Source organism: Pseudomonas sp. A2 (genome assembly GCF_023100865.1).
Taxonomy (GTDB): domain Bacteria; phylum Pseudomonadota; class Gammaproteobacteria; order Pseudomonadales; family Pseudomonadaceae; genus Aquipseudomonas; species Aquipseudomonas asiatica.
Window position 1 is genome coordinate 1,580,260 of record NZ_CP039127.1, and the last position, 23,739, is coordinate 1,603,998.

Annotated in this window: 27 protein-coding genes and 1 tRNA gene; 13 read left to right on the top strand and 15 right to left on the bottom strand. The window is 63.5% G+C overall.

All coding sequences use genetic code 11. The features are described 5' to 3' along the window. The first annotated feature begins 17 nt into the window (after positions 1–17). Positions 18–620, top strand: coding sequence for a glutathione S-transferase family protein (locus tag E5221_RS07345; protein WP_013971500.1), 603 nt, complete (start codon positions 18–20; stop codon positions 618–620). Between the two features lie 131 nt (positions 621–751). Here the strand turns inward: E5221_RS07345 and E5221_RS07350 are convergent, their stop codons facing one another. From E5221_RS07350 to E5221_RS07370, 5 genes are all read right to left on the bottom strand, one after another. Beyond that, positions 752–1,123, bottom strand: coding sequence for a glutaredoxin (locus E5221_RS07350; RefSeq protein WP_003260822.1), 372 nt, complete (start codon positions 1,121–1,123; stop codon positions 752–754). Positions 1,124–1,182: 59 nt separating this feature from the next. Continuing rightward, complete coding sequence (folE, locus tag E5221_RS07355; protein WP_013971502.1) at positions 1,183–1,728, bottom strand: GTP cyclohydrolase I FolE; 546 nt, start codon at positions 1,726–1,728, stop codon at positions 1,183–1,185. A gap of 70 nt (positions 1,729–1,798) precedes the next feature. Further along, a complete protein-coding gene (locus tag E5221_RS07360) occupies positions 1,799–2,359 on the bottom strand; it encodes a Smr/MutS family protein (protein ID WP_247847082.1) in 561 nt (186 codons plus the stop codon). 109 nt (positions 2,360–2,468) lie between these two features. Beyond that, positions 2,469–2,789: a hypothetical protein gene (locus E5221_RS07365; protein ID WP_247847084.1), complete on the bottom strand. Its 321-nt coding sequence runs from the start codon at positions 2,787–2,789 to the stop codon at positions 2,469–2,471. Between the two features lie 86 nt (positions 2,790–2,875). Next, entirely contained in the window at positions 2,876–3,466 is a 591-nt protein-coding gene (locus tag E5221_RS07370) for a cysteine hydrolase family protein (protein ID WP_015269349.1), read from the bottom strand. A gap of 180 nt (positions 3,467–3,646) precedes the next feature. Here E5221_RS07370 and prmB point away from each other — a divergent pair, with 180 nt between their 5' ends. Continuing rightward, entirely contained in the window at positions 3,647–4,555 is a 909-nt protein-coding gene (prmB, locus tag E5221_RS07375; protein WP_247847085.1) for a 50S ribosomal protein L3 N(5)-glutamine methyltransferase, read from the top strand. A gap of 109 nt (positions 4,556–4,664) precedes the next feature. On the opposite strand, the gene E5221_RS07380 is transcribed toward prmB, so the two are convergent. After that, entirely contained in the window at positions 4,665–5,447 is a 783-nt protein-coding gene (locus E5221_RS07380; RefSeq protein ID WP_182328573.1) for a hypothetical protein, read from the bottom strand. A gap of 102 nt (positions 5,448–5,549) precedes the next feature. Next, positions 5,550–6,512, bottom strand: a complete 963-nt coding sequence (locus E5221_RS07385) for an alpha/beta fold hydrolase (RefSeq protein ID WP_038409098.1) — start codon at positions 6,510–6,512, stop codon at positions 5,550–5,552. Positions 6,513–6,747: 235 nt separating this feature from the next. On the opposite strand from E5221_RS07385, the gene aroC reads away from it, so the two are divergent. From aroC to E5221_RS07400, 3 genes are all read left to right on the top strand, one after another. Continuing rightward, entirely contained in the window at positions 6,748–7,839 is a 1,092-nt protein-coding gene (gene aroC, locus E5221_RS07390; RefSeq protein WP_061552392.1) for a chorismate synthase, read from the top strand. Between the two features lie 244 nt (positions 7,840–8,083). Further along, positions 8,084–9,238 carry an MFS transporter gene (locus E5221_RS07395; RefSeq protein ID WP_247847087.1) on the top strand — a complete coding sequence of 385 codons (1,155 nt, stop codon included), beginning with the start codon at positions 8,084–8,086 and terminating at the stop codon, positions 9,236–9,238. After that, the gene (locus E5221_RS07400; RefSeq protein ID WP_247847088.1) at positions 9,238–9,774 is read left to right on the top strand and encodes an oxidase; all 537 of its coding nucleotides are present in this window, start codon (positions 9,238–9,240) and stop codon (positions 9,772–9,774) included. Before E5221_RS07395 ends, E5221_RS07400 begins: the two co-directional genes overlap by 1 nt. 125 nt (positions 9,775–9,899) lie before the next feature. On the opposite strand, the gene E5221_RS07405 is transcribed toward E5221_RS07400, so the two are convergent. Beyond that, positions 9,900–10,172, bottom strand: a complete 273-nt coding sequence (locus E5221_RS07405; protein WP_013971511.1) for a DUF3509 domain-containing protein — start codon at positions 10,170–10,172, stop codon at positions 9,900–9,902. Between the two features lie 264 nt (positions 10,173–10,436). Here E5221_RS07405 and E5221_RS07410 point away from each other — a divergent pair, with 264 nt between their 5' ends. Beyond that, positions 10,437–10,961, top strand: a complete 525-nt coding sequence (locus E5221_RS07410; protein ID WP_039614927.1) for an ankyrin repeat domain-containing protein — start codon at positions 10,437–10,439, stop codon at positions 10,959–10,961. 60 nt (positions 10,962–11,021) lie between these two features. Further along, complete coding sequence (locus tag E5221_RS07415; RefSeq protein ID WP_013971513.1) at positions 11,022–11,552, top strand: hypothetical protein; 531 nt, start codon at positions 11,022–11,024, stop codon at positions 11,550–11,552. Positions 11,553–11,676: 124 nt separating this feature from the next. On the opposite strand, the gene E5221_RS07420 is transcribed toward E5221_RS07415, so the two are convergent. Beyond that, positions 11,677–12,615: a ZIP family metal transporter gene (locus E5221_RS07420; protein WP_039614928.1), complete on the bottom strand. Its 939-nt coding sequence runs from the start codon at positions 12,613–12,615 to the stop codon at positions 11,677–11,679. Positions 12,616–12,740: 125 nt separating this feature from the next. Between E5221_RS07420 and E5221_RS07425 the strand changes: the two genes are divergently transcribed. From E5221_RS07425 to E5221_RS07440, 4 genes are all read left to right on the top strand, one after another. Beyond that, positions 12,741–12,932 carry a PLDc N-terminal domain-containing protein gene (locus E5221_RS07425; RefSeq protein ID WP_012271091.1) on the top strand — a complete coding sequence of 64 codons (192 nt, stop codon included), beginning with the start codon at positions 12,741–12,743 and terminating at the stop codon, positions 12,930–12,932. A gap of 241 nt (positions 12,933–13,173) precedes the next feature. Next, a complete protein-coding gene (locus E5221_RS07430) occupies positions 13,174–15,249 on the top strand; it encodes an LTA synthase family protein (RefSeq protein ID WP_247847090.1) in 2,076 nt (691 codons plus the stop codon). A 204-nt stretch (positions 15,250–15,453) separates the two neighbouring features. Then, positions 15,454–15,690, top strand: a complete 237-nt coding sequence (locus E5221_RS07435) for a hypothetical protein (protein ID WP_015269359.1) — start codon at positions 15,454–15,456, stop codon at positions 15,688–15,690. 176 nt (positions 15,691–15,866) lie between these two features. After that, positions 15,867–16,199 carry a ribonuclease E inhibitor RraB gene (locus E5221_RS07440; RefSeq protein ID WP_003260395.1) on the top strand — a complete coding sequence of 111 codons (333 nt, stop codon included), beginning with the start codon at positions 15,867–15,869 and terminating at the stop codon, positions 16,197–16,199. Between the two features lie 124 nt (positions 16,200–16,323). Here the strand turns inward: E5221_RS07440 and E5221_RS07445 are convergent, their stop codons facing one another. Both E5221_RS07445 and E5221_RS07450 read right to left on the bottom strand, forming a co-directional pair. Further along, a complete protein-coding gene (locus tag E5221_RS07445) occupies positions 16,324–17,124 on the bottom strand; it encodes a cytochrome c (RefSeq protein ID WP_061552387.1) in 801 nt (266 codons plus the stop codon). Positions 17,125–17,190: 66 nt separating this feature from the next. Beyond that, on the bottom strand, positions 17,191–17,433 hold the full coding sequence (locus E5221_RS07450) for a hypothetical protein (protein ID WP_128637193.1): 243 nt from the start codon (positions 17,431–17,433) through the stop codon (positions 17,191–17,193). Between the two features lie 219 nt (positions 17,434–17,652). On the opposite strand from E5221_RS07450, the gene E5221_RS07455 reads away from it, so the two are divergent. Beyond that, complete coding sequence (locus E5221_RS07455) at positions 17,653–18,384, top strand: amidotransferase (protein WP_038409106.1); 732 nt, start codon at positions 17,653–17,655, stop codon at positions 18,382–18,384. Positions 18,385–18,515: 131 nt separating this feature from the next. Here the strand turns inward: E5221_RS07455 and E5221_RS07460 are convergent, their stop codons facing one another. The 3 genes from E5221_RS07460 to E5221_RS07470 all read right to left on the bottom strand — a co-directional run bounded on the left by E5221_RS07460 (position 18,516) and on the right by E5221_RS07470 (position 21,142). Then, entirely contained in the window at positions 18,516–19,487 is a 972-nt protein-coding gene (locus E5221_RS07460) for a magnesium and cobalt transport protein CorA (RefSeq protein WP_015269363.1), read from the bottom strand. Between the two features lie 64 nt (positions 19,488–19,551). Then, entirely contained in the window at positions 19,552–20,271 is a 720-nt protein-coding gene (locus E5221_RS07465) for a lysophospholipid acyltransferase family protein (RefSeq protein WP_247847091.1), read from the bottom strand. 181 nt (positions 20,272–20,452) lie between these two features. Beyond that, entirely contained in the window at positions 20,453–21,142 is a 690-nt protein-coding gene (locus tag E5221_RS07470) for a crotonase/enoyl-CoA hydratase family protein (RefSeq protein ID WP_013971521.1), read from the bottom strand. Positions 21,143–21,340: 198 nt separating this feature from the next. On the opposite strand from E5221_RS07470, the gene E5221_RS07475 reads away from it, so the two are divergent. Beyond that, positions 21,341–21,430, top strand: a tRNA-Ser gene (locus tag E5221_RS07475). 169 nt (positions 21,431–21,599) lie between these two features. Here E5221_RS07475 and E5221_RS07480 read toward each other — a convergent pair. Continuing rightward, complete coding sequence (locus E5221_RS07480; RefSeq protein WP_061552385.1) at positions 21,600–23,732, bottom strand: TonB-dependent siderophore receptor; 2,133 nt, start codon at positions 23,730–23,732, stop codon at positions 21,600–21,602. Between the last annotated feature and the right edge of the window lie 7 nt (positions 23,733–23,739).

A 23,739-nucleotide genomic window follows, 5' to 3' on the forward strand; every position in this document is an offset into this window, starting at 1 on the left:
AGAGGGGGAGAGGGGCGATGTACAAGGTCTATGGCGACTACCAGTCGGGCAACTGTTACAAGGTCAAGCTGATGTTGAGCCTGCTGGGCCGGCCATATGAATGGCACCCGGTGGACATTCTCAAGGGCGAGACCGAAACGCCCGAGTTCCTGGCGATGAACCCCAACGGCAAGGTACCGGTGCTGGAGCTGGAGGACGGCAGCTACTTGTGGGAGTCCAATGCCATTCTCAACTACCTGGCCGATGGCAGCGAGTTCCTGCCCACCGAGCCACGCCTGCGCACCCAGGTGTTGCAGTGGCAGTTCTTCGAGCAGTACAGCCATGAGCCGTACATTGCCGTGGCGCGTTTCATCCAGTTCTACCTGGGGTTGCCGGACGAGCGAGTGGAGGAATACCGCAAGCTGCACAAGGGGGGGTACAAGGCGCTGAAGGTGATGGAGCGGCAGTTGCAGATGACGCCGTACCTGGTCGGCGAACAGTATTCGATTGCCGATGTGGCGTTGTATGCCTACACCCATGTGGCGCAGCAGGGTGGGTTCGACCTGGCCGACTACCCGGCAGTGAGGGCCTGGCTGGAGCGGGTCAGCAGCCACCCGCGGCATGTGCCGATGGTTGGCTAGTTTCTAGCCTGTGCCGGCCTCTTCGCGGGTAAACCCGCTCCCACAGGGAAATCACAGGGCCTGAGGGCAGCGGAGTACCTGTGGGAGCGGGTTTACCCGCGAAAGGGCCAGTACAGGCCACCTGCAAACGGTCAGGCCGACGCGAACCGCTCATCCAGGTAGGCAATGATCGCCTTGGACTCATACATCCAGGTCACCTTGCCCGCTTCTTCAATACGCAGGCACGGTACTTTCACCCGGCCGCCACCTTCCTGCAGGGCCTGGCGGTGCACTGGGTCGTTCTTGGCATCGCGCAGCGCCACCGGCACGTTCAAACGGTGCAGGGTGCGGCGGGTCTTGACGCAGAACGGGCAGGCGTGGAACTGGTACAGCGCCAGGCCCTGGGCCGCTTGCTCGACGCGGGCCTGGGCGGCGGCGTCGCGCTTGCGCTTGGCCGGGCGGCTGATCCAGTCGCCGAACACGATGAGCTGGCCGAGGCCAACCCGCAGGGCTTTGACGATCATGGGCAACTCCTGAAATGAAAAAGCCGACCCGGCAGGGTCGGCTCGGGGTCAGCAGCCAATCACTTGATCAGGCTGAGGAACTCGCTGCGGGTGGCGGCGTTTTCGCGGAACTCACCCAGCATCACCGAGGTGATCATGGTCGAGTTCTGCTTCTCGACACCGCGCATCATCATGCACATGTGCTTGGCTTCGATGACCACGGCAACGCCGGCGGCACCGGTTACCTGCTGCACGGCCTCGGCAACCTGGCGGCTGAGGTTTTCCTGGATCTGCAGGCGGCGAGCGTACATGTCGACGATGCGCGCCACCTTCGACAGGCCCAGTACCTTGCCCTTTGGCAGGTAGGCCACGTGCGCCTTGCCGATGAACGGCAGCATGTGGTGTTCGCACATCGAATACAGCTCGATGTCCCGGACCAGCACCATTTCGCTGTTGTCAGAGCTGAACAGCGCGTTGTTGGTGACTTCTTCCAGTGTTTGCTCATAACCGCGGCAAAGGTACTTCATCGCCTTTGCAGCCCGCTTGGGCGTGTCGAGCAGGCCCTCACGGGAGACGTCCTCGCCAATCTGGCTGAGGATCTCGGTGTAGTTCTGTTCCAGGGACATGGATCTACCTGTGGGAAAAAATCGCAAAAACGAAGGGTACGGCGGTGAGGGCGGCGCTGCAAGCGCGGCGTTACTCGTCGCGGCCTTCGAGCATGGTTCGCTTGAGCATCACATACACCGCGCCGGTGCCGCCATGGCGGGCGCTGCACGAGGCAAAACCGAGCACCTGCGGGTGCTGGCGCAGCCAGGTGTTGACGTGGCTCTTGATCATCGGGCGCTTGCCGTCCAGGCGCGCGGCCTTGCCGTGGGTAACCCGCACGCAGCGCACTTCCAGTCTGGTGGCCTCGGCGATGAAATCCCACAGGGTTTCGCGGGCCTTTTCCACGGTCATGCCGTGCAAGTCGAGGCTGCCCTCGAACGGGATCTGCCCCAGCTTCAGCTTGCGCAGCTGGCCTTCCTGCACGCCGTCGCGGCGCCACAGCAGCTCGTCTTCGGCGCCAACGTCGATGACGAACTGGTCGGACATGCCGTCGATCACCAGCGCCTTGTCACTGCGCACGGTCGCCGCCTGGCGCAGGCCGGCCAGCTTCTGGCGGTCGGCCTTGGGCTTGCCGACTTCGGCGCGGTCGTGCGTGATCGGTCTGACACCGCGCACTTCGGCCTTGAACAGGGAAAAATCGTCGTCTTGCATGATGCCTCCACGTGGACGGCGTAGTTTACGCGACTGTGGGGCCTTGTGCAGCCTGTGCCGGCCCTTTCGCGGGTAAACCCGCTCCCACAGGGACCGCGTCAGCAGTGCCTCAATCGTGTTTTTTCATCAGGTGCGGCGACAGGTTCAGTTCCCGCCCGCGGCGCAGGCGAATGCGGCTGCGCCGCCAGAAGCGCACGCCCAGCCACAGCAGCAGCAAACCGGCCACGGTGAGGATGCCGGCCAGCGGTTCGTTGGCATTGAGCTCCGCCAGGGCAGGGTAGTTGCCCAGCAAGCCAGCAACGCCGGCCATCGCCAACAGCACGCCAAGGGTCGCCAGCATGGCCGACAGGCCGGCCGCCAGGCGGGCACCCCAGTTACGCGGTTCGCGCGGGCGCAGGCGCTTGGCGTCGAAACTGCCTTTGAGCTTCATTCCGCTCTCCTCTGTGGATATCCGGAATTCGACCTGGGGCCGCCCCTCGGGTTCCGCCCGGCTGCCGGGCGGTTGTACTCAGCCGCTCAGATCAGGCTGGCGGTGGGGGCCACGCAAGCGAAGTTGTCGGCCATCACGGCCATTTCGCACTGGTGGATCTGCGCGGCCGGGATCACCCTATCCTTGAATGCCAGGTCGCGGGTCGCCGAAGCGTCTTCCACCAGGGTGCAGCGGTAACCATAGTCCTTGGCGCGGCGTACCGTGGTGCTGACGCTGGAGTGGCTCATGAAACCGCAGACGATCAGGTCCAGGTGGCCCAGCGCCTGCAGGGTCTCATGCAGCTGGGTGTTCTTGAATGCATTGGGCATGCGTTTTTCAATGACGATTTCGCCTTCCAGCGGCTCCAGCCCCGGAATGAACTGGCCGGCCGGCCCTTGTGGGTCGAAGCGGCCACCGACAGTGCCCAGGTGGCGAACGTGGATGATCGGACGGCCGCTCTTGCGCGCGGCGTCGAGCAACCTGGCGATGTTGGCCACGGCCTCGTCCATGCCCGACAGCGCCAGGGGCCCGCTGAGGTACTCCTTTTGCGCATCGATGATGATCAGGCTGGCGTGGCTCAGCTTGGCCGGCGGGTAGTCGCGGCCAGTGAGGCGAAACATCGTGGTTGGAACGGACATCAAGGGCTCCTTGGATAGGGCTTTTGTATACCTATTCTCCCCTGCCTTGGCGCCAATGGGAATGGTTGACAACGCAAGCGGCATGGTTACTGGCTTGTGGCTAGCCATTGGGTAAGGCAAAGGAACAAATGTGCGGGTGGGGCTGTTAGACTTTTGTCCGGTCTGAATTAGGAGTACCCCGTGATCACATCCCGCCTGCGCACGCTGCGCGACTACATCCGCTGGGCGGTCAGCCGCTTCCACGAGCACGACCTGTTCTTCGGCCACGGTGCCGACAATGCCTGGGACGAGGCCCGCCTGCTGGTACTGGGGGCGGTGCACCTGCCGTGGGAGGTGGCCGACAGCTATCTGGACTGCATGCTCGAGGACGACGAGCGGGTACGCCTGCAGCACCTGTTCAAGCGCCGTATCGAAGAACGCGTGCCGGCCGCCTACCTGTTGGGCGAAGCCTGGTTCTGCGGCATGTCGTTCATCGTCGACGAGCGCGTGCTGGTGCCGCGTTCGCCGATTGGAGAGCTGATCGAGAAACGCTTCGAGCCGTGGCTGGCGAGCGCGCCGGCGCGCATTCTTGACCTGTGCACCGGTTCTGGCTGCATCGGCATCGTTGCCGCCGACGTGTTCCCCGAGGCCGAGGTAGTGCTGGCCGACCTGTCGTTCGAAGCGCTCGAAGTGGCCAACCAGAACATCGAACGCCACGGCCTGGACGGGCGCGTGTACACCGTGCAGGGCGACGGTTTTGGCGGTTTGCCAGGGCAACGTTTCGACCTGATCCTGTCCAACCCGCCGTATGTCGATGCCGAAGATTTCGACGACATGCCGGCCGAGTACCACCACGAGCCCGAGTTGGGCCTGGCCTGTGGCAACGATGGCCTGGACCTGGTGCGGCGCATGCTGGCCGAGGCGGCGGACCACCTCACCGACAAGGGCTTGCTGATTGTCGAGGTGGGCAACAGCCAGGTGCATGTCGAGGCGCTGTACCCCGAGGTGGACTTTGCCTGGCTGGAGTTCGAGCGCGGTGGGCACGGGGTGTTCATGCTGACCGCCGAGCAGTGCCGGCAGCATCAGGAACTGTTCAAGGCCCGGGTCTGATTCCAGGGCCTCTTCGCGGGTAAACCCGCTCCCACAGGTATAGCGTTGCCCTCAGGTGCGACGCGGACCCTGTGGGAGCGGGTTTACCCGCGAATTAGGCGACGCGGTCTCAGCGCGTGGCAATCCAGATCAGCAACCCCGCCTGGAACACCGCAAACGCCACCAGGCAGGTAATGGTAAAGCGCAACCCGCTGTCTTCACGCTGGTACTTGGCAACCCGTTCATCCCGCTCACGCAGTTGCCCTTCCTTCTCCTGCAACTGCTGGTCAGCCTGCTGCAGCAGGCCGGCAGCATCCAGTATCCCCACTCGCTGCAAGCGCTCGCTGTTCCATGCCCCCTTGAGCTCGCCCACCGTCATTTCCACGGTACGGCCCTTCAGATGCTGGCTGTCCTCGTACTCCACCTCGATACCCATCCCGCGCAGGCAGTGGTCACGACGCAGGCGTGAGTCTTCGTTCAGCGCATCCTTGCTCGGCAGCGCCATGCCCTCGATCCGGTAGTGCGACCACTTGCGCTGCAGCCATTGCGCGGCCTGGGCCAGCAGGAAGCGGCCGATGCCACGGTTCAGCGGCTCCAGTTGCAGGCCATGTTCATTGCCAATGCGCACCAGGCGCGCGGAGTGGTCGACGCGAATGTCCAGGCGGTTCTGTTCCTTGTGCACCTTCTGCCCGGGCAGCTGGATTTCCATGCGCAGCAGGCTGTGGGCCTTGTCGTGGCGTTCGGCATAGCCGAACTGCACGAAGCGCAGGGGCCGCGCGCCGGTGTTGCGGTCGGTGGGCAGGGCGGCCAGGCGCAACAGCTGGAAATGTTCGGGGGCCAGCTCGGCCCAGGGCAGGGCAGGGCTTTCCTCGGGCTCTTCGGCTGGCTCTACGGCGGCGGGGGCGGTTGTCATCAGGGCTTGTCCTTGGGTACGGGCATGCGGCAGGGGCTGCGCAGCAGGCCCCAAAGTTCCGCTAATACTGAAATATCGGCCGTACCGGCCAAGACCTGAGGGTCAGGCAGAAGGCAAATGCTGGATAAACGTCACAATCTGCTCGCCAAGCTCCCTTGCCAGCGGCAGTTCTGGGTTGAGGTAGCTGTCGCGCTGCTGGCTCATCGCCTTGGGGCTGATGCGCAGCATGTGGTTCATGCCATCGATCAGCACCAGTTGTGCATCCGGCTTGGCCGCCTTCAGTCGTTCGGCGTCGATCACGCCCACCTGCACGTCGTTGCGCCCCTGCACGATCAGCGCGGGCATGGGCAGGCGGGCGAAGGCCGCCGCCGGGTTTTGCTGGAACAGCGAAATCAGGTAGGGCTGCACGCTAGGGCGGAACACCTGACGCAGCGGCGCCGGTACCTCCAGGCTGGTCTGCCCGGCCTGCAGGCGGTCGAGCAGGGCGCTGCCGCCGGCCAGTTGTGCCGGCGGCAGGCGCTGGGCCAGCTGTTCGCGCAGCACGTCGGCCAGCGGTCGGCCGCTGCCAGCCAGTGTAATCACCGCGCTGGCGCCGGCCTGCTCGGCGGCCAGGCTGGCGATCAGCGCGCCTTCGCTGTGGCCGATCAGGATCAACGGGCCGAAGCGCGGGTCGGCCTTGAGCTTGCGGCTCCAGGCGACCACGTCGGCTACATAGCGCTCCACGCTCAGGTCACGCTCGTCGGGCGTGGCCGGCTGGCTGGCGGCCACCCCGCGTTTGTCGTAGCGCACGCTGGCGATGTGTTCGTTGGCCAGCAGCAGGGCCAGGCGCTTGAGGTTGTCGACCCGGCCTGACGCCGGGTTGTTGCCGTCTCGGTCGGTGGGGCCGGAGCCGGCGATGATCAGCACCACCGGTGGCGGGGTTGGCTGTTGCGGCAGCAGCAGGCTGCCGTGCAGCACGCCCTGGCCGGTATCGAGGTCGATCGGGCGTTGCAGCACGGTGGGGGCGGCGGCCTGGGCCAGGCCGGTGCACAGCAAGAAGAAGAGGGCGACGAGGCGCGACATCATGCGGTACTACATGGGGAGATGAGGGTTTGACCCAGTGTTTGCGGGAAGGTTCGAAGGGGAGGTTGCCTTTACTGGCTCTTCGCGGGTAAACCCGCTCCCACAGGTACAGCACAATTTTCGCATCTTGTGACTACCCTGTGGGAGCGGGTTTACCCGCGAAGAGGCCAGCACAGGCGATCAATCCATCTGTATACTGCCGCTTTCGTTCACTTCAGGCAGATCTCGCGGAGCGTCCATGTCCGGCAATACCTACGGCAAGCTGTTCACTGTCACCACCGCTGGCGAGAGCCATGGCCCGGCGTTGGTCGCCATTGTCGATGGATGCCCACCGGGCCTGGAGATTTCCCTCGCCGACCTGCAGCACGACCTTGACCGGCGCAAGCCCGGCACCAGCCGGCACACCACCCAGCGCCAGGAAGCCGACGAGGTGGAAATCCTCTCCGGCGTGTTCGAAGGCCGCACCACCGGCTGCTCGATCGGCCTGCTGATCCGCAACACCGACCAGAAGTCCAAGGACTACTCGGCGATCAAGGACCTGTTCCGCCCGGCCCACGCCGACTACACCTACCACCACAAGTACGGCGTTCGCGACTACCGCGGCGGTGGCCGCAGCTCGGCGCGCGAAACCGCCATGCGCGTGGCCGCCGGTGCCATCGCCAAGAAATACCTGGCCACCCAAGGCATCACCGTGCGCGGCTACATGAGCCAGCTGGGCCCGATCGAAATCCCGTTCAAGACCTGGGAGTCGGTGGAGCAGAACGCCTTCTTCAGCCCTGACCCGAGCAAAGTGCCGGAGCTGGAGGCCTACATGGACCAGCTGCGCCGTGACCAGGACTCGGTGGGTGCCAAGATTACCGTGGTCGCCGAAGGCGTGATGCCGGGCCTGGGCGAGCCTATCTTCGACCGCCTCGATGCCGAACTGGCCCACGCGCTGATGAGTATCAACGCGGTCAAGGGCGTGGAGATCGGCGCCGGCTTCGCCAGCGTGGCCCAGCGCGGCACCGAGCACCGTGACGAACTGACCCCGGAAGGCTTCCTCAGCAACAACGCTGGCGGCATCCTCGGCGGTATTTCCTCGGGCCAGCCGATCGTTGCACACCTGGCGCTGAAGCCGACCTCCAGCATCACCACCCCGGGCCGCTCCATCGACATCGACGGCAACCCGGTGGACGTCATCACCAAAGGCCGCCACGACCCGTGCGTGGGCATCCGCGCCACGCCGATCGCCGAGGCGATGATGGCCATCGTGCTGATGGACCATCTGCTGCGCCACCGCGCGCAGAATGCCGATGTGAAGGTGAATACCCCGGTGCTGGGCCAGCTCTGATTCGCCAGTACCGGCCTCTTCGCGGGTAAACCCGCTCCCACAGGAATATCACTGGGCCTGAGGGCAGTGGGGTACCTGTGGGAGCGGGTTTACCCGCGAAGAGGCCGGCACAGGTCCCCACAAGGCCACCCCATGCAACCAATCCCCTCCCACAGGAATATCACTGGGCCTGAGGGCAGTGAGGTACCTGTGGGAGCGGGTTTACCCGCGAAGAGGCCGGCACAGGTCCCCACAAGGTCACCCCATGCAACCAATCCCCTACTGGCGCCTGTCCAGCTTCTACCTGTTCTACTTCGCCCTGCTCGGTTCCACCGCTCCGTTCCTGGCGCTGTACTTCGACCACCTGGGCTTCTCTCCGGCACGCATCGGCGAGCTGGTGGCCATCCCCATGCTCATGCGCTGCATCGCCCCCAACCTGTGGGGCTGGCTGGGTGACCGCACTGGCCAGCGCTTGCTGATCGTGCGCCTGGGCGCGCTATCTACCCTGGCCACCTTCGCCCTGATCTTCCTTGGCAAAAGCTACGGCTGGCTGGCGCTGGTCATGGCCCTGCACGCATTTTTCTGGCATGCGGTGCTGCCGCAGTTCGAGGTCATCACCCTGGCCCACCTGCACGGGCAAACCGCGCGCTACAGCCAGGTGCGCCTGTGGGGCTCGATCGGCTTCATCCTCACCGTGGTCGGCCTGGGCCGGCTGTTCGAGTGGCTGAGCCTGGACATCTACCCGGTGGCGCTGGTCACGATCATGGCCGGCATCGTCGCCGCCAGCCTGTGGGTGCCCAATGCCCAGCCGGTGGAGCAGGGCGAGCGCGGCGGCGCGGGCGGTTTCCTGCAGCAGCTGCGGGCGCCCGGGGTGGTCGCGTTCTACGCCTGCGTGGCACTGATGCAACTCAGCCACGGGCCGTATTACACCTTCCTCACTCTGCACCTGGAACACTTGGGCTATGCCAGGGGGGCCATCGGTCTGCTGTGGGCACTGGGGGTGGTGGCTGAAGTACTGGTGTTCATGGCCATGAGCCGTATCTTCGCGCGGTTTTCGGTGCAGCGGGTGCTGCTGGCCAGCTTCGTGCTGGCGGCGCTGCGCTGGCTGTTGCTGGGCAACCTGGCCGGCGAGCCGGCGGTGCTGGTGTTTGCCCAGGTGTTGCACGCGGCCACCTTCGGCTGCTTCCATGCCGCCAGCATCGCTTTCGTGCAGGCCAGCTTCGGTGCCCGCCAGCAGGGCCAGGGCCAGGCGCTGTATGCGGCGCTGTCGGGCACTGGCGGTGCGCTGGGGGCATTGTATTCGGGTTACAGCTGGAAACTGCTGGGGCCCACCTTCACCTTTGGTATGGCCAGTGCCGCAGCCTTGGCTGCAGCCGTTATCATTGCCCTTTGTTCGCAACCGACCAGGACCCGCCCCTGATGAGCATTCTCAGCGTTTTCCACCCCTCCAGCCCGGAACTGCCGAACAAGGTGTTGACCCACCACGACGATATCGTTGCCACCCTGGCCGAGCAGGGCGTGCGCTTTGCCCATGCCGAGCATGGCCTGCGTGTGCGCCCTGGTACCGTCCAGGAGGAGGTACTGGAGGCCTGTCGCGAGCACCTTGACCAGCTGATGACGGCGCATGGCAGCAAGGCTTTCGTGGTACTCAACCGTGAGGGTGAGGCCCCTGCGCAGGTGGACGTTCGCGATGAGCATGTGCATGACGCCGACGAGGTGTTTGCCGTGGTCAGCGGGCGGGCTCAGGTTGGCCTGCGTGCGGGGGATTGGGTGTATTCGGTGCTGTGCGAGAAGGGCGACCAGCTGGTGCTGCCGGCGGGGACTCGGCGCTGGGTCGAGCTGGGCGATACACCGTTTTGCCTGGCGTTGCGGTTGTACGGCAGCGAGGAAGGGATGCAGCCGAGGTTTACCGGGGATGTGACTGCGCGGGCGTTTCTGGGCATTGATGAGTTGTGATGGCTTTGCCGGCCTCTTCGCAGCACAAGGCTGCTCCTACAAGTAAAACGCGAAGCTTGAGGCCAGCGCGGGCCCTGTAGGAGCAGCCTCGTGCTGCGAAGAGGCCAGATCAACCAACAAAAAACTCAGCGATAAGTCGGCAGGGCAAACCGCTGCTGGCTCTGCAGCATCGAAATCACCGGCAATTCACTGGCCTGCTCGGCCAAATCGCGGCGAATCGCACTGATCGCCCAGGACAGCTGCTCGGCACTGTGCAATTGCGCGTAGGTCAGCACGCGGCGGGTGACCTTGCCATCAGCTGCACGCAGGGTCAGCAGCACACCGCCGTCTGGGCGGGCCTGGGTATTCACCTGGTAGGCCGAAAATACCGAAACGAACTTTTCCTGGATGAGGTCCATATCAACTCCTGGCTGTTGCGTGGCAGACGTGAGTTGATGGTTGCAGTGACCGTGCCAGGAAGCATTTTCTGAAAAACCCTTTAATTTCAGTCGATTACGTATTTTTTGCCGAGGCGCTGTCGTGCAACCTGCATGGTCGTGCATTTTGCACAGTGCATATTGCACGACCCGCGGCCAGCTATCGCCCCGATAGAATCTGAACCTTTGACCCGGCAGCCTTGCCTGACAAAGACTTGGGCAACGATTTCTGCCAGGAGGTTCCAAATGTCCAGCCAACCCACGCCCACCACCATGACCGACGACGAGACCGCCGCCTTTGCCGAGCAGGTGTTCGAACGTGCCCGACAGGGCGATGCCGAGATGCTCGGACGCCTGCTGGCCAGCGGCCTGCCGGCCAACCTGCGCAACCACAAGGGCGACACCCTGCTGATGCTGGCCAGCTACCACGGCCACCACGACGCAGTGCGTGTGCTGCTGGCGCATGGCGCCGACCCGCTGATTGCCAACGATAACGGCCAACTGCCCATCGCCGGCGCCGCGTTCAAGGGTGACCTGGCCATGATTCGCTTGTTGCTGGAGCACGGCGTACCGGTGGACGCCGCCGCGCAGGATGGCCGCACCGCACTGATGCTGGCAGCCATGTTCAACCGCAGCGAAATCCTCGAGTACCTGCTGGCCCAGGGTGCCGACCCGGCCCGCCAGGATGCCCGTGGTACCACCGCACTGATGGCAGCGCAAACCATGGGGGCCGTGGACGCCGCAGCGCGCCTGCAAGTGCTGGCCGGCTAACCGCAAGGGGGCATTTGCGGCTATCCTTGGCGACTTTTCACCCGTCGCAGGCCCCCTTTCATGAAAACTCAGTTGCTCGAATTCATCAGCCTCATTGGCGCTGGCTGCATGCGCGAGGAAGACATCGAGCGCATCGCCGACGAGGCCGCCCAGGCCTACGCCGACCCCGCCGCCTTCCTGGCCGCCAACCCCGACATCAACTACGACGACAGTTTCCCCATTCCGCTGGGCGAATGGGTGGTGCTGGGCAGCCTGCCGGACACCGTGGTGTTCCAGGCCGACAGCTACCAGGACCTGTTCCAGCAGATTAGCGACTCGTTCGACCAGAGCGTGCCGTTCACCCTCAAGCCCAAACAACTGGCCCGCACCGAGCCGCTGACCGCGCTCAATCGCATTCAGGTGCAGATGGGGGCGCTGAACAAGGAGGCGGGTGGGTATGTTCTGCTCAACTTCAGCCAGTTGCTGGATGACGAGCTGCAGATGGTGATGGTAGGGCAGAACGACCTGGCGCGGGTGCTGGAGCTGGGGGCTGAGGTGGGGATCAAGGTCGAGCCGGCGCTTGAGGCATTGAAGGTCGCCGTACACGTCTGATTTCCGCGTTTGCTTCTTCGCGGGTAAACCCGCTCCCACAGGGACATCACTTCCCTCGGGCCCAGTGAGACCCCTGTGGGAGCGGGTTTACCCGCGAAGAGGCTGGCACAGGCAGCTTCAATCTTCAGCCCAGCGCGGTATCGAGGAACATCATCACCGCAAACCCACCCATCAACCCCAGGGTCGCCGCCGTCTGGTGCCCATTGCGGTGGGTTTCGGGAATCACCTCGTGGCTCACCACGAAGATCATCGCCCCCGCCGCCAGCCCCATGCTGACCGGGTAGGCCAAGGCAAAGCCGGTCGAAATCCCCAGGCCGATCACCGCACCCAGCGGCTCCATCAGCCCCGATCCGATCGCCACCAGCGCGGCTTTCAGGTTCGACAACCCGGTAGCGCGCAAGGCCAGCGCCACGGCCAACCCCTCGGGGATGTCCTGAATGGCGATGGCGCTGGTCAGCGGCAGGCCGATGTTCATGTCGCCATTGGCAAAGCTCACGCCAATGGCCATGCCCTCAGGCAGGTTGTGCAGGGTAATCGCCAGCACGAACAACCACACCCGGCTGATGCGCTCGGCCTCCGGGCCGCAAGGGCCGGTGCTTTCGTGTTCATGCGGGGTGAAGCGGTCCAGGCCCAGCATCAGCAGCACGCCCAGGCCCATGCCCAGCACCACGGTAAAGGCCGCGGCCGGGCCGTTGCCGGTAATTTCGCGGGCGGCATCCAGGCCCGGCAGAATCAGCGAAAACGAACTGGCCGCCAGCATCATGCCGGCGGCAAAACCCAGCATCACATCCTGGGTGCGGGCCCTGACATCGCGCAGCACCACTGCCAGCACTGCGCCCAGCGCCGTGGCGCCAAAGCCGGACAACCCGCCCAGCATGGCCAGGTGCAGGTTGTCGGCATGGTCGCCGTTCACTGCGTTCCACAGGCTGGCGGCCAGCAGTAGCAACACCGCCAGCAGGCTCAACCCCAGGCCAGCGCTGAGCCACGGGGTGTTCACGGCCTGCTGGCGCCAGGCATTCAGCAGCGAGGTTGGGGCGGCGCTTTGAGTGTGGGCGGGGGGCATGTGAACCTCGAATCATTGAATAACGGCAGTCTACTCAGGGACCTGTGCCAATCGCCAAGGATTCCCTTCTATCGCCTTGATAGCTGACTATGCTGTGCAGCAAAGCCTTTGACAGGAGTTTTGGCATGGGGTCGACGTTCAACAGTCTGGTAGGGCTGATCATCCTGGCGCTGGATATCTGGGCCATCCTGAATGTGATCAAGAGTGGCAGCGAAGTGGGCATCAAGGTGTTGTGGATCCTGCTGATCGCCTTGCTGCCGGTGGTGGGGCTGGTGATCTGGGCGATCGCCGGGCCGCGGGGGAATGTGCGGATCTGAATGGCTGTGCTGGCCTCTTCGCGGGTGAACCCGCTCCCACGGGGGGATCACTGGACCTGAGGGCAGTGATCTTCCTGTGGGAGCGGGCGTGCCCGCGAAGAGGCCGTAACAGACAAAAGCGGCAACACCCCCGTGACAAAATTTTCACATTGGTTTAAAGAGAATCCGCACCCGCACAATGCTGCGTTGGTATACACCTGCGCCATCTCCGCAAACCCGCAATCCTAGGACCTTCCCATTCATGGCTAACCTGGACGCCTTGAAGCAACGGGGCGCGCGAGCGTCGTTCTCGCCCACTCTGAAATCCCACCTGGCCTACACCCTGCTCAGTGGCCTGGTGATCATGCTGATGCTCAGCCTCGTGCGCCTGGCGCTGCTGGTCTACAACAGCGACATGATCGGCGATACCCCCAGCGCGACCGTCGCAGAAGGCTTCCTCAACGGTTTGCGCTTCGACCTGCGGGTAGTGGTGTACATCAGCATTCCGCTGCTGCTGGCCATCCTCAGTCCCTGGGCCATGGCCCGGCGTGGCCTGTTCCGTTTCTGGCTGACCATCACCTCGAGCGTGGTGATGTTCCTCGGCCTGATGGAAATGGACTTCTATCGCGAGTTCCACCAGCGCCTCAACGGTTTGGTGTTCCAGTACATCAAGGAAGACCCGAAGACCGTGCTGAGCATGCTCTGGTACGGCTTCCCGGTGGTGCGCTACCTGCTGGCCTGGCTGTTCGGCACCTGGCTGCTGAGCCTGCTGTTCAAGGGCATCGACCGCATGACCCGTGCCAACGGTGCCGGCGAGGTCACCCTGCAGCGCCGTGCAGCGCCATGGTACAACCGCCTGGCGGTGTTCATGGTGATCCTGCTGGTGGCCGTGGTCGCCGCCCGTGGCACCCTGCGTCAGGGCCCGCCGATGCGCTGGGGTGATGCCTTCACCACCGATTCCAACTTCGTCAACCAGCTGGGCCTGAACGGCACCCTGACCCTGATCGATGCTGCCAAGAGCCGCTTCGGCGAAGACCGCGCCAACATCTGGAAGCCGGTGCTGGAGCAGGACGTGGCCACGCAGAGCGTGCGCGAGCAGCTGCTGACAGCCAATGACACCCTGGTCGATGCCGACGAGGCTCCCATCCGCCGCGACTTCGTGCCGCCGGCCGAGCGCACCCTGCCGATCAAGAACGTGGTGGTGATCCTGATGGAAAGCTTCGCCGGCCACTCGGTGGGCGCGCTGGGCAGCCCCAACAACATCACCCCGTACTTCGACAAGCTGGCCAAAGAGGGCCTGCTGTTCGACCGCTTCTTCTCCAACGGCACCCATACCCACCAGGGCATGTTCGCCACCATGGCCTGCTTCCCCAACCTGCCAGGCTTCGAGTACCTGATGCAGACCCCGGAAGGGGGCCACAAGCTCTCCGGCCTGCCAGCCTTGCTCAGCGCCCGCGATTACGACGACGTTTACGTCTACAACGGCGACTTTGCCTGGGACAACCAGTCCGGGTTCTTCGGCAACCAGGGCATGACCACCTTCATTGGCCGTAACGACTTCGTCAACCCGGTGTTCTCCGACCCGACCTGGGGCGTGTCCGACCAGGACATGTTCGACCGCGGCGCCGAAGAGCTGGCCAAGCACGATGGCAAGAAGCCGATCTACGCGCTGCTGCAGACCCTGTCCAACCACACCCCGTACGCGCTGCCCAAAGACCTGCCGGTAGAGCCGGTAACCGGCCAGGGTCGCCTGGACGAGCACCTCACTGCCATGCGCTATTCGGACTGGGCGCTGGGGCAGTTCTTCGAGAAGGCGCGCAAGGAGCCGTACTTCAAGGAAACCCTGTTCGTCATCGTTGGCGACCATGGCTTTGGCAACCACCAGCAGGTCACCGAGCTGGACCTGGGTCGCTTCAACGTGCCGCTGCTGCTGATTGCCCCAGGCATCCAGGAGAAGTTCGGTGCGGTCAACCACACCGTGGGCACCCAGGTCGACATCGTGCCGACCATCATGGGCCGCCTGGGTGGCCAGGCCCGTCACCAGTGCTGGGGCCGCGACCTGCTCAACCTGCCTGAGGGCGACCAGGGCATGGGCATGATCAAGCCATCGGGCAGCGAGCAGATCGTCGGCCTGGTACAGGGCGACCGTATCCTGATCGAGTCCAAGGACATGACCCCGCGCATGTACCGCTACCAGCTGGGCAGCGAGTTCAAGGCCGAGCTGATCGAAAGCCCGGACCAGCCGGAAATGCTGAAGAAGCTGGAAGCGTATATCCAGACTGCGACCAAGAGCTTGCTGGATAACACTGCTGGTGTAGTGCACGGCACGCCTAAGTAAGGCTGCAACAGGGGCCGCTTTGCGGCCCATTCGCGGGTAAACCCGCTCCCACAGGGATATCACTGCCCTCAGACCCTGTGAAATCCCTGTGGGAGCGGGTTTACCCGCGAAGAGGCCGGCACAGACTGAACATTCTCTCCACCTCAAGGTCACTTGTTTCAGGCATTACACACCTGGTGTTCGTTGACTGAGAGGGTTCGTTCAATGAAAGAGTGGGAAGTCATCTTTGCCGACCAGAAAGGCGTGCTCACCACCCTGACGCTGCGCGGCGACCAGTGCCCCAGCGAAGAGGACGCCGCGCGGGCCATCCGTTCGCACCTGTTCCCGGTGATGGACGAGCTGGACCTCAACGACTTCCAGGACCGCACCATTTCCCCCACCGCACGCTGGCTGAAGGAGCAGAGTGGCGTGACCATCACCAGCATCCACGAAACGCCCTGAACCACACGTTTGCGTGGTGCCCTGGCAGGCACTACGCTGCATGAAGGTGCCGGCCTATTCTGCGGGGCGGCACCGCATCCCTTCGCGTCTTGCATCAGCTCGAACTGCCCGGCCGCTGCCGGCAGGTGCGTAGTGCACGGAAAGTCTATCCATCGCATTATTCAGGAGGACGTTTCATGAGCAGCCAGAACGACGATATCAGCAGCAACGTCCTGCGCCAGATGAAGGCAGGCGGTTTCGACTTCACCCAGATCCATCCCATCGAGTTCTACGCCATATTCCCCGACGAAGCAGGGGCCCGCCGTGCGGCCGGGCAGTTTCGTGGGGAATCGCTGAATGCCCAGGTCAAGGAGCTGGGCGACGGTGCATGGCATCTGGAACTGAGCAAGGTCATGTATGCCACCCATGGCGGGATTGGCGACTTTGAAGAGGCCTTCGAGCAGCTGGTGACACCTTATGGCGGTGAGGTGGAAGGGTGGGGGGTCAAGCAGGAGCGGCCCATAGCCTGAGATTTTGGGAATGTGGGGCCGCTTTGCGGCCCTTTCGCGACACAAGGCCGCTCTTACAGGCGTGCGTGTACCCTTGTAGGAGCGGCCTTGTGTCGCGAAAGGGGCGCAAAGCGCCCCCAGTTTCTCAAGGCCTGCGCCCAGCCATATGCCTCAAATAGGCCAGCAAGTCATCCAGCTCCGTTTCACTCAACACATTCTCCGCAAACCCCGGCATCTTTGCCTGCGGCCACTGCCGCAGGCTCTGTGGGTCACGAATCAGCTGGCGTAGATATTCAGGCCGAAAATACTCGGTCGGGTTATGCGGCATATTCAGGTCCGGCCCCACCTGTGCATCGCCTGCGCCATTCAACCTATGACACGCCAGGCAATTCTGCTGGAACAAGGCAAAGCCTCGGCGCACCGGGCTGTCGGCCGGCAACTTGGGGTCGGGCAGCAGCGCCGGAAAACGCGCTTCGACGGAGGCCAGCTTGCGAATCGTGGAAATCTGGAACGGCCACTGCTCTGGGCGGATACCGCTGGCCTGCGGTGCAGTCCACACCAGGTAGAACGGTCCTGCACTCGGCTTGCCTTGGCCCAGTGGTGGCCATGGCCGGTCAGGTTCCTCCACCGCCAGCCAGGCCTGTGCCGGCCCCTGCTGCAACAGTGGCGTCGCGGGCATTTCGGCGGCAAAACCGTCCAGCGCCACTGCCTGCAGGTGGTCGCTGGCGCTCACGCCGTCCAGCAGCGCGGCCAGCGGCACAGCCCGATAACGCATGGGCTGCTTGTAGGAAACGTCCTGGTCGATGCTGATGTCCCGGGCCTGCGGGTGGTCGAGCAGTTCTTCACTGCTCCATTGGCGCGTCGTAGCGCCCAGTTCAAGGTGCAGTTGCGCCGCCGACAGCGGCAGGCTCAGGAGCAACACTAACAGTGCAAGGCAGTGGCGCATGGGTAATCTCCGACCATCAAGGCCAGCAGGTTACCTGTGCGTTGCCTGTTGGCGCCACAGCGGCAGTCAGCCGAACAAACGTGTAAGGTTCGGCAGGATCAGCAGCAAAGTCGTGGCGAAGAGAATGAGCCCAGCTTGGCGAATTTTCGATTGTCTGAACATGGCGGACCGCCTTCTTGTTGTTATTCCTGAATACCCGTTGGCTTCCCTGTCGCGCTTCGGGTCGATCGCAGTGGCGTTGCGTGACGCCTGAACTGCCTGCCTCTTGAAAGTGGATATACAACCAACAGTAGGGTGTGCGTCATCCATGTTTGAGAACCCTTTGTTCTAATACTGTGGATCGTTGATTTCGTCTGGCTATGAGGCCAAGTGCCAGCCGGCTGGCATGCTCTCGCTAGACGGTGGCGCAAGTGCCAGCAGGGCACCGACGAAATGTGACCGTTCGTCAGTGCGGCCTACTTGCTTGTACGTGCCTTTCGCGTCAGTCTCTACAGCAGATTCCCACCCATGTCGTTCAGGACTATCCCTATGTCGTTACGCATCTGCATCCTTGAAACCGATGTCCTGCGACCGGAGTTGACCGCGCAGTACCAGGGCTACGGCAGGATGTTCGAGCAGCTCTTCTCGCGTCAGCCGATCGCCGCCGAATTTCGTGTGTACAACGTGATGAACGGCGATTACCCCGCCGACAATGAAGTGTTCGATGCCTATCTGGTGACGGGCAGCAAGGCCGACTCGTTTGGTACCGACCCGTGGATCCAGACGCTCAAGGCCTACCTGCTGAAGCTGTACGAGCGTGGCGAGAAGCTGCTGGGTGTGTGTTTCGGCCACCAGTTGCTGGCGTTGACCCTGGGTGGCAAGGCCGAGCGTGCCGAGCAGGGCTGGGGCGTGGGTATCCACCGCTATTCGCTGGCGGCCCATGCGCCGTGGATGGACCCGGAGGTGTCGGAGCTGACCTTGCTGATCAGCCACCAGGACCAGGTGACCGAGCTGCCGGAAGGCGCCACGGTGATCGCCTCCAGCGATTTCTGCCCGAACGCTGCGTACCACATTCGTGACCAGGTGCTGTGCTTCCAGGGGCACCCCGAGTTCGTGCACGACTACTCCCGCGCGCTGCTCGATGCGCGCCAGGAGTATCTGGGTGATGAGGTGTACCACAAGGCCGTGGCCAGCCTGGCCACCGAGCACCAGGGCGACCTGGTGGGGGAGTGGATGTTGCGGTTTATCCAGCAACCGGTGAGCAAACACGACGCGGCCTGAAGCCGAGCGCTGTTTTTGTAGGAGCAGCCTTGTGCTGCGAAGAGGCCCTCACGACCACATAGCATATGTTGGTCTTGCCGGCCTTTTCGCAGCACAAGGCTGCTCCTACAGGAAGCGCGCCGGGCCTGGGGTCAAAGCCAGCCAGACTTCTTGAAGCTGGCATACAGCGCGGTACAGCCCAGCCCGATTACCCCCAGTACCCCGAAGTACCCATAGTGCCACCCCAACTCCGGCATGTTCTGGAAGTTCATCCCGTAAACCCCGGCAATTGCCGTGGGGAACGCCAGGATCGCCGCCCAGGCTGCAAACTTGCGCTGCACGATGCTCTGCCGTGACGACTCCAGCAGCATGCCGATCTCGATGGTCTGGCTGGCGATGTCACGGATACCGGCCAGGTCTTCCATCTGCCGCGTCACGTGGATTTGCACGTCACGGAAGTACGGGCGCATGTTCTTGTCGATGAACGGGAAGCTCAGGCGCTGCAGTTCCTCGCTCACTTCCACCATCGGTGCCACGTAGCGGCGCAGGCGCAGGATGTCGCGGCGCAGGCTGTGCAAGCGGCGGATATCGTCTTCTTGCAGCGAACCGCCAAGCACGCTCTGCTCCAGCTCTTCGATCTCGCCATGAATGGCCTCGCTGACCGGCTGGTAGTTCTCGGTGACGAAGTCGAGCAGGGCGTACAGCACAAAGTCTTCGCCGTGCTCCAGCAGCAACGGCCGCGCCTCGCAGCGTTGGCGCACCAGGGCATAGGATTTGGAGTGGCCGTTGCGGCAGGTGATGATGTAGCCGTTGCCGGCGAAGATGTGGGTTTCGATGAACTCCAGCTTGCCTTCGTGGCGCACCGGCGAATAGGTGACGATGAACAGGGCGTCGCCGAAAGTTTCCAGCTTGGGCCGGCTGTGCTTTTCCAGGGCGTCTTCGATGGCCAGTTCGTGCAAATTGAACTGGCATTGCAGGTTGGCCAGTTCCTCAGCGTTGGGCTCTTCCAGGCCAATCCACACAAAATGCCCTGGCTTGCGTGCCCATTCGCTGCCTTCGTCGATGCTGATGTTGGTGACCTTTCTGCCGGCGCTGTATACCGCCGATGCCACGACTCGACCCATGGTTGTTCGCTTATTCCGGTTGGACACGGGTTACAGCTTGGGCTGTAGTGGGCTCAAGAGCAACCTAGCTCTTGGCCAGTTCCCCTTCCATGCGGTCGATGCATTGCTGCATCTGCCCGCGGCACTGTTCGATCAGCGCCGGCAGGTCCTGCAGGGTCATGCCCGCCGTGGCGATCGGTGGCAGCGAGCGCACGATCACCGTGCGCTGGCGCCAGCTGTTCAGGCTGAGGCGCCCGGCATAGCGGCTGACGCACACCGGCACGATCGGCACACCCGCCTCGATGGCCATGTGAAACGCGCCCTTCTTGAAGGCCAGCAGGTGCTCGCCGGGATTGCGCGTGCCTTCGGGGAAAATCCAGATCGAGGTGTCGTCCTGCAGTACCCGGGTGGTCTTCTGCATGGCCTTGCGTGCCTGGTAGGCATTCTTGCGGTCGACCAGCACGTTGCCACCCAGCCAGAACAGCTGGCCGAACAGCGGGATCCAGCCCAGGCTTTTCTTGCCGATGGCGACGGTGCGCTGCGGCACCACCTGGCCCAGCACGAACAGGTCGAAGTTGGACTGGTGGTTGGCGACGATCACGCAGCCTGGCGGCTGGTCCCACAGCGGGCCGACTTCGGCCTTCACCCTGATGCGCATCAGCCAGGTGGCCGGCAGGCTGTAGAGGCGTGCGAACACGCGGCTGTTGTCGGGGTTGAAGGGGCGGCACAGGCCAATGACCAGGCCCAGGGTACCAACCACAAGGAAATGCAGCGCCAGCAGGAACATGCGCAATGAATAAAGCATGGTACGACTCACACCAGACAGTCGCCGGGCAGTGTACGGATGTGCACTGGTCGGGGCAAACCCTGGTGCAAGCTTGTACTGGCCCTTTCGCGGGTGAACCCGCTCCCACGGGTACCTCACTGCTCTTGAGGCATGCGATATCCCTGTGGGAGCGGGTTCACCCGCGAAGAGGCCGGTACGGTCAACCTGTATAGTGCTGATCCAGCTCGATCGCCTTGTCCAGCGCCTCCAGCAGCTCTTTGCGCACCTTCAGCTTGGTGTGCTTGTGCGCCAGCATGTTCAGCTTCTTCAGCTCCCGCGCTTTCTCCAGTGCTGCATCCTGCAACTGCTCGGCCGGCACCACCTTGTCGAGGAAGCCGGCATCCACCGCGCCCTGCGGGTCAAACACCTCGGCATTGATCACCGAGCGGTGGAAGGCCGAGCGGCGCAGGCGGTCGCGGGCCAGTTCGATGCCGGCATGGTGCATGGTCATGCCGATCTGCACTTCGTTCAGGCACACCTTGTACGGCCCTTCGACGCCGATGCGATAGTCGCCCGACAGCAGCAGGAAGGCGCCCTTGGCCACGGCGTTGCCCGGGCAGGCGACCACTACCGGGAACGGGTGCGACAGCAGGCGACGGGCGAGGGTGGAGCCGGCGGTGACCAGGCTGATCGCCTCCTTGGGGCCGCTGGTCATCACCTTGAGGTCGTAGCCGCCAGACAGGATGCCGGGCTGCCCGGTGATGATCACCACCGCGCGCTCTTCGGTGGCGCGGTCGAGCGCGGCGTTGAAGGCGGCGATGACGTCTGGCGAGATGGCATTGACCTTGCCGTTGTTCAGGGTCAGGGTGACGATGCCGTCTTCGGCGTGGTAGGTAATCAGCTCGCTCATGGTAGAGTCCTTTTGTTGGCGTGGCGACGACGTTAACCAGCGCCAGGGGCGAGGTAAAGCAGTAAGGCTGACTGGTCGGTCAGCGTTCGCCGGGGCTCAAATGCAAATGCATGAAAAAATTGAAAAAAATGCTTGCCAAAGGGAAAGTCTTTCACTAAATTAGCGCACCTCGACAGGCTGCAAGGCTTGAAGGGAAACGGTGAAGTGTCCGAGTGGTCGAAGGAGCACGCCTGGAAAGTGTGTATACGAGAAATCGTATCAAGGGTTCAAATCCCTTCTTCACCGCCACATTCTACGAAGAGCCCCCGAGCTGAAAAGCCGGGGGCTTTTTGTTTTTGGGGCCTTCGGGGGCCGCTTTGCGGCCCATTCGCAGCACAAGGCTGCTCCTACAGGATGGGGTGCGCCCCTGTAGGAGCAGCCGTGTGCTGCGAATGGGCTGCAAGGCAGCCCTAAAAACCTAGAAGCTGACCGAAGCCGAAAGCCGAGCCGTCCGCGGCGCTCCCTGGAACAGGTAGTTATCCCCCAGGTAATCCCCCACATCGCGCCAATAACGCTTGTCGAACACGTTATCCACAGTCAGCCGCAGCACCGTGTCGTACCCCCCGATACGCGTACGGTAGCGGCTACCCACATCGAACACCGTATACCCACCAACTTCCACATTCCCCGCCTGGCTCGCATATTTGCTGGCGCTGTAGCGCGCCCCGCCCAGCAGTGCCAACCCCGGTACAGGCAGGGTGTATTCCGCCTGCAACGCCGCCCGGAACCTGGGGACGTTGATCGCCTGGTGGCCCTCATAGGCATCGGTATCGCTGTTCTGCACCCGCGCCCGAATCGCCGCAGCGCTGGCCTGCACCTGCAGGTTCGAGGTCACCCAGCCGCTGGCGCCCAGTTCCAGGCCGGTGTTCTTCTGCTGGCCTTGCTGCACGTAGGTGAAAGTGCCGGAGCCGTCCGGGCGCGCGTACTGGTACGCCTGGCGTATCTGGAACAGTGCGGCACTGAAGCTCAGGCCTTGCCAGTCATGCTTGAGGCCTAGTTCCAGTTGGTGTGAGGTCGTCGGTGCCAGGATTTCGAATCTGTTCTCGGCGAACCACGGTGCGGTACCGCCTGCCGACAGGCCTTTGGAATAACTGGCATATACCGTGGTATCCGGCTGCGGCTTGTAGATGAGCGCGGCGTTGGGCAGCAGTTCGTACTGCCGAGTATGGCGACCGGCAACGCCGTCCTCATTCCAGGTTTTCTCGTCCAGGCGTACTTCACGGGCACCCAGTACGGTCTGCCAGTGCTCGTTGAAGCTGATGCGGTCGCTCACGAACAACCCGTACTGGCGGCTGTCCAGGCGACGTTCGCTAGACCTGATGGGCTTGTCGGATGGATCGAAGGCCGGCGCACCGGTGTGGATATTGCCTGTACCTACCCATTCCATATAGCTGGGGCGCTGATCCAGCGTGCGCCGCTGCGCACTAGTGCCTACGGTCAGCTCATGCCCCACGCCCAGCCCATCGAAACGCCCGTTGAGCATGGCCTGCGCCTCGTCAGTACGGCGGGTGTCGTCCGGGCTGCGGAAGTCGTAGATGTCGTAGTCGCCGTTGCTGCCGAAGAACGCGCCTTCGCTCGAGCCCCAGGCAAACGAGCTGTAGTCATCGATCACCACCTTGCTGCGCGAGGCGCTCAAAGTCCCGGTCCAGGCTTCGTTGAAACGGTATTCGAAGCGCCCGCCCAGGTTCAGCGAATCGTTCTGCACCGGCTTGGCCCAGTGCTGGTAGGCCAGGCGGTCGTCCGGGTCGATGCCATGGGGTACTTCGCTGCCACCGAGCAACTGGTAACCCGGCACCGAGCGTTGTTCACGGTGCTGGTATTCGGCATCCAGCTGCAGGGTGGCATCCGGGTTGATCTGCCAGTCGAAGGCCAGCGAGGCGAAGTCGCGCTTGCCGTCGGCGTGGTCGACGTAGGAGCGGATGTCTTCATGAGCCAGATTGGCCCGCAGGCCAAACTGCCGCTCGCTGCCGAACCAGCCACCCAGGTCGGTGGCCAGGTAGCGCTCGCCCTGTTCGTTGGTCGACACCGTGACGCTGCGCACGTCTTCGGCGCGCTTGGTCACGTAGTTGATCAGGCCGCCCGGCTCCGATACGCCGCTCTGCAGCCCGGACAGGCCCTTGAGCAGCTCCACCTGCTGCTTGTTTTCCAGGGCCACGTTCTGCTCGCCGGCGATGGTCTGGCCATTGATTCGGTAGCTGCTGGCGGCATTCAGCTCGAAGCCGCGCACGTTGAAGTTTTCGTAGTAGCCGATGGGGGCGTAGCTTTCGCCCACCGAGGCGTCGCTTTGCAGCACTTCGCTGAGCTGGCGTACCTGGCGGTCTTCCAGCAGTTGCTGGCTGAACACGCTGATCGAGGCCGGGGTGTCGAGCAGGTGCGCGGGCTGGAAGCCGCCTACTGCTGCCTGGCGTGCCTGGTAGCCGTCGTTGGTGTAGGTATCGGAGACCTGCAGCGGAGCCAGTAGCACGCTGTCTTCGGCAAGCACATGGGGGCAATGCAGGGCCAGGCCCAGGCTGAGCAGGCTCAGGGGCAGGCGGGGGTGACGCGGGGGCATGCGGTGG